The sequence below is a fragment of the Pleomorphomonas koreensis DSM 23070 genome (genome assembly GCF_000425185.1).
Lineage (GTDB): Bacteria > Pseudomonadota > Alphaproteobacteria > Rhizobiales > Pleomorphomonadaceae > Pleomorphomonas > Pleomorphomonas koreensis.
Genome location: NZ_AULH01000052.1, coordinates 1 through 3135 on the forward strand (window position 1 = coordinate 1; position 3135 = coordinate 3135).

3 protein-coding genes are annotated in these 3135 nt (G+C 58.9%); 1 reads left to right on the top strand and 2 read right to left on the bottom strand.

What is annotated here, in order from left to right:
* The first annotated feature begins 134 nt into the window (after positions 1 to 134).
* Complete coding sequence (locus H512_RS0119865) at positions 135 to 461, top strand: DUF3768 domain-containing protein (RefSeq protein ID WP_026784894.1); 327 nt, start codon at positions 135 to 137, stop codon at positions 459 to 461.
* 20 nt (positions 462 to 481) lie between these two features.
* Here the strand turns inward: H512_RS0119865 and H512_RS26065 are convergent, their stop codons facing one another.
* Both H512_RS26065 and H512_RS25200 read right to left on the bottom strand, forming a co-directional pair.
* The gene (locus tag H512_RS26065; RefSeq protein ID WP_053240091.1) at positions 482 to 1738 is read right to left on the bottom strand and encodes a M48 family metalloprotease; all 1257 of its coding nucleotides are present in this window, start codon (positions 1736 to 1738) and stop codon (positions 482 to 484) included.
* An 8-nt stretch (positions 1739 to 1746) separates the two neighbouring features.
* On the bottom strand, positions 1747 to 3135 hold a 1389-nt coding region (locus H512_RS25200), incomplete at its 5' end, for a type IV secretory system conjugative DNA transfer family protein (protein ID WP_036793047.1).

Here is a 3135-nt window from a genome sequence, read left to right on the forward strand (position 1 = left end):
CCCTTCAAGCCCCGGTCCGCTCCATTCGGCCCTTCAGGCCTCCCGTGTAGGGGCATTGAGGGGCGGCCGAGTCACGGTCGGTTCGTTGGCGCCGCGCCTGGAAAGGCGTGTGACAACCAACGAAAGAAACGACCATGAACCCAGAAAATACGATCGCCAGACTGAATGATGCCTTCAGAAGCACGCTCATAGGCGGCAAGGTTCTCCTGACCCAGGGCGTTGATGCCCTTGAGGTAGCCGAGAAAACGCAACTCCTGACCGCCGTCATGACCTTCAGCACTTTTACAGGCGATAACGACCCGTGGGACGAGCACGACTTCGGCGCCATCGATCAGAACGGCACCCGCTATTTCTGGAAGATCGACTACTACGACCCGCGCGGCGAGAACGGCTCGGAAGATCCGGCTGATCCAGCCAAGACCCTTCGGGTCCTCACCATCATGCGGGCCGACGAGTATTGAGATAGGCGGGATGTTCCCGCCTATCTCAAAGTGCCACGTCTCGGCAGGGCGGCAAGGTGGGTGCCGTCAGCCAGATCGGCCTTGCGCCGCGCAACGGTCGGGTGGGTCGCAAACAGACCACTGAGCGAGACACCCTTGAACATCAGATATCCGTATTGATGTTCGGCTGGCGTCGGTCTGGTTGGAATGCGCTCCAGCTTCTCCAGCGCACCGATCATGGATTCGGGCGAGCTGAGGCTCGCGCCGATCGCGTCCGCGTAGAATTCCCGCGACCGGGAAAGCTTCTTCACGATCAGCTCGCCAGAAAAGAAGATGATGTTTCTGCCGAGCATCCCAACCACCTGGCTGAGGCCGTGCGCGAGCTGTGCCTCAGAACGCCGTTTGGCGGCAGATGCGGCTAGCGCGCCGGCAAAAAGAGCGAGGAAGTTGAACACGTTGGAAAACATGGACTGGTAGCCTTCCGCAAATTGCATGCGGGCCATGTCGCCGGACGCAATATGACCGAGTTCGTGACCGATCACGGCATCCAGTTCTTCGGTCGATAGGTTTGCAATCAATGGCTTGCCGATTACGACAGACGCATGAGAGGCCGAGGTCCCTACAGCGAAGGCGTTTACGGCTTCGGTCGTCCCAACTTCCGGGTGAGGAAGGTCCAGCTTGTCAGCCAAAGCATGGACTCTCTGGGTCAGCCAGTGATCGTCCGGAAGATACTGGACACCGAACGAGCCGCCCACCAGGCCGCGTGCAGCCGCAGAGAAACGGCGCCCCCAAAGAAGCCCCAGAGCGGCAAAAAACAGCCCGATGTAGAAAGGCCAGGGACCGGTTACGCCTTGGCGGAACCATGACGCACCCGTCAGACCGAGCAGTATGGTGAGGGCATAGAACGTCACGATGATCGCGAACGTCATGGCGATCGGCGTTGTCCAGCGCCACTGGCCGAGACGCCGGGCATCGAGGGGAGCCTTCATGGATGTTGGCGTGCTGGCGGATCTGTATTGAGCGATCAAGGCTTTCACGACCAGGAAAAGCACCCAACACTGTGCAATCCCGAAGCCGGGGAAGATAAGGTAAAAATACTGCCCTTCCGAGACTACATAATAGATATTGGCAATGACCTGGAAAAGAACTCTGGCAAGCAACAGGGGGTCGGGGAATATGATCCAGAATATTCCAACACTCGCGTGCGTCAGGAAGCCCCATATGAACTTAGCGGCCGTGATGAGGACATAGACAGGAAGATAAAACAGGATTGTTTTCAAATAGAGTCTGTAGGGCATGGGACACCTTACGGTTTTTTTGTTTGCCCTATCCGGGCTTTGCACGTTGAGCCGAGGAACCACGGGACCAGCCGTGTTCTGACGGGAGGCGTTCCCCCGAGGAACAGAAAGCCATCACGGCTTTTATCGCCGTGCGTGCGGTTCAATGCCGCCACGACTTCGGTCGGGGTGAGGAGAGGGCGCCCCACGAAGGACACGGACTCGCTGACCGAGCTGCCGTTGTTGACGGTCGGTGTGATCCCGTCGTTCGAGCTGGTGGACCGGTTTCCGGAAAGGTTGCCGGCCTGGTAGCCCACTGTCGTGTCACCGAGGAGGTCAGACACGAGCTTGCCGGTAAACGTCTCGTCGGTCCCGAAAAAGAGCTTCACGGCTGAATTGAAGAAGGTCTTCCAGGACGAAGGGTAGTGTTCTTCGAGGGTGGATACATCCTGCAGGAAGAACCACAGCCGCACGCCCGCGCCGGCATGCGTGCGGATCGCGTTCCGGAACTGGGGGAAGGGGCCAAGAGACAAGAACTCATCGAGGACAAACAGAACGGGAATATCCGGAATCCGGGTGTTCCTGATCATCGCTTCGAGCGCGCTGCTTAGAACGATCTTCAGGAACGGAGCGAAGGCCTCCATCTTGTCGAAGGGGACGGTGACATAGACCGTTATGGGCCGGTCCTTCAGCGCTCTGAAATCAACATCATTTCGGGAGCTTGCGGCGATGACGCCCTCGTCATCCCATACAGCCATTTCGGTATTCAGAGTGTCGCGCAGGCTCGGGATAGCCCGGTCTTTGTTCTTGCCCAGGATTATGTTCGTCTCGTTGACCACGGCAGGAATGCCGCAGGTCGACATGTGCTTGACCAGAGTCAGGAACTCATCCGTGGGCAAGGCCGTCAGGCGCCGAACCTCGGCGAGCGTTCGCCGGTCTGCCGGCGCCTTCTTTGTCAGAAAAAGGATCAGCGCGCTCAGGAACGCCACGGCGTCCTTCTTGAAGAACTCCTGCGCATGCGGATCGTGCGGGATCATTAGATCGGCCAAGGCTCTGGCATCCGACAACGACCGAACGGCAGAAAGGGGATTGAACCCGTGGGTCGTCTCCTCGAACGGCGCAATGCGGTAAACCTCGCGGCCGTCTCGTGCGCGCCAGGCGGATGTATCCCGGTAGAGCTCGCCCTTGGGGTCCAGAACCACGCAGCTGCCTTGATACCGCAGCAGGTTGGGCACGATGACTGTCGTCGACTTTCCCGACCGTGTCGGCGCGACGGTCAAAAGGTGACCTTCCCGGTCCCAGTGGATCTGTCCTTCAAGGACGCCTGTCGCCGGATCGATAAATGTCCCGAGCAGAATGGACGAGGGGGCGTCAAAAGCCTCTGTGCCCTTCAAGAAGTCCTGTTTGCGGATATCCGC

What these genes read in the sequence shown, in the direction of transcription:
- H512_RS0119865 (WP_026784894.1), top strand. Translation starts at nt 135, where the DNA reads ATGAACCCAGAAAATACGATCGCCAGACTGAATGATGCCTTCAGAAGC.
- H512_RS26065 (WP_053240091.1), bottom strand. Translation starts at nt 1,738, where the DNA reads ATGCCCTACAGACTCTATTTGAAAACAATCCTGTTTTATCTTCCTGTC.